General features: G+C 36.3%; 1 protein-coding gene. It reads right to left on the bottom strand.

Annotated elements, in window-relative coordinates:
- Positions 1 to 48 precede the first annotated feature (48 nt).
- Positions 49 to 1,935: an ATP-dependent zinc metalloprotease FtsH gene (gene ftsH, locus HG1285_RS03485; RefSeq protein WP_008288858.1), complete on the bottom strand. Its 1,887-nt coding sequence runs from the start codon at positions 1,933 to 1,935 to the stop codon at positions 49 to 51.
- Positions 1,936 to 1,997 lie beyond the last annotated feature (62 nt).

Below are 1,997 nucleotides of genomic sequence, written 5' to 3'. Positions count from 1 at the left end.
GTTTAAGCATATCTAAATGGCAGTGTGTATCTATCATATTATCTCCTTTTAAGCAGGCAGTTCTCCCGGAGGAACATCTGGTCTTGAAGACTCAGATAATACAGTAGTTTCAGTTTTTCTACATTTATTCATTACAGGAACTCCATACTGTTCCAAAACTGCAAAAAATTCTTCACATGTAATGGTTTCCTTATCAAGTAAAAGCTCAACAATTGCAACAACAGCATCCTTATAACTTTCAATTATATTTTTAGCTTTTTCATAAGATTCTCTAAGTATTTTATTTACTTGTTCATCTATCTTTCTTGCTGTTTCTTCACTTATTTCAGGAGATTGGGAAGGCATAAATGGATTGTTTCTTGTAGTTGATACGTGTATAGGACCTATTTCATCATACATTCCCCACGAAGCAACCATTCTATAAGCAAGTTCTGTCGCTCTCATAAGGTCGTTTTCTGCTCCTGTTGTTATGCCGTCTTTGCCGTAAAACACCTCTTCTGCTGCTCTTCCACCAAAAAGCTGTAGAATTCTTGCCATTAAATCTTTTTTAGAGTAAAGATGTCTATCTTCTTCAGGAAGGTTTACTGTAATACCAAGAGCCATACCCCTTGGAATAATTGAAACTTTATGAAGTGGGTCTGACTCTTTTGTCATAACTCCAACAAGTGCGTGTCCAACTTCGTGGTAGGCAATTTTTTCTTTTTCTTTTGGAGTTATTGCCATTCCTTTTCTTTCAAGACCCATCATTATTCTGTCCATTGCATCTTCAAACTCTTTCATACTTACTTTTTCTTTTCTTCTTCTGGCAGCAAGTAAAGCTGCTTCATTAACGACATTTGCAAGGTCTGCCCCTGAAAATCCTGGAGTTCCTCTTGCAATCACCATTAAATCAACATCATCTCCAAGAGGGATATTCTTCTTCTTAACATGAACTTTAAGTATTTCGTATCTCCCTTTTACATCTGGTTTTGGAACAGAAATTTGTCTGTCAAATCTTCCAGGTCTGAGTAATGCAGGGTCTAATATATCTGGTCTGTTTGTCGCTGCTATTACGATAATTCCTTCATTTGAGTCAAATCCGTCAAGCTCAACTAAAAGCTGGTTTAATGTTTGCTCCCTTTCATCATGCCCACCGCCAAATCCAACACCGCTTCTTGCCCTACCAACAGCATCTATCTCATCTATAAATACAAGACAAGGTGCGTGTTTTTTAGCAGTTTCAAATAAATCTCTAACCCTTGCAGCACCAACTCCAACAAACATTTCAACAAAATCTGAACCTGATATGGAAATAAATGGGACATTCGCTTCCCCTGCTATTGCTTTTGCAAGAAGCGTTTTACCAACACCAGGGTCTCCATAAAAGAGAATTCCTTTTGGCGCTCTACCACCTAATTTTTGAAATCTTTGAGGGTCTTTTAAGAAATCTATTATTTCTTTAACTTCTTCTTTAACTTCATCCATTCCAGCAACATCGTCTAATTTTACATCTGGCTTTTCTTCTAAATAAACTTTAGCTTTGCTTTTTGCAAAAGAAAAAGCCCTGTTTGCACCACCTGACATCTGCCGCATCATAAAAATCCACAGCCCTATAAACAGTATTATTGGAAGCCATGAAACAAGCAGCGTCATAAGCCAGCTGTTGTTCTCAACTGGTATAACTGTAACCTTTACACCGTTTTCAGTAAGTATATCGTATATTTTGGAGTATCCGGGCGGAACTGCACTTTCTATTTTTTTACCTTTAGATGTTGTCGCAATAACTTCGCTCCCTTTTACGGTAGCTTCTTTTATTTTATTTTCCTGTACCATCTGTACAAATTCTGTGAAAGAAATTTTATTTGAAGCTACAGTTTGAGAACCAAACATATTAAAAGCAAGTATCATCAAAGCCCCAATTAGAAACCATATAAGTAAACTTTTGGATATCTGCAAAGCTTAAACCTCCTTTATTTCAAACAAATAACATTTTTAGATTTTTCATTAATAGGAAAATA

The organism is Hydrogenivirga sp. 128-5-R1-1, assembly GCF_000171895.1.
This window is presented reverse-complemented; position numbering and strand designations above follow the sequence as displayed.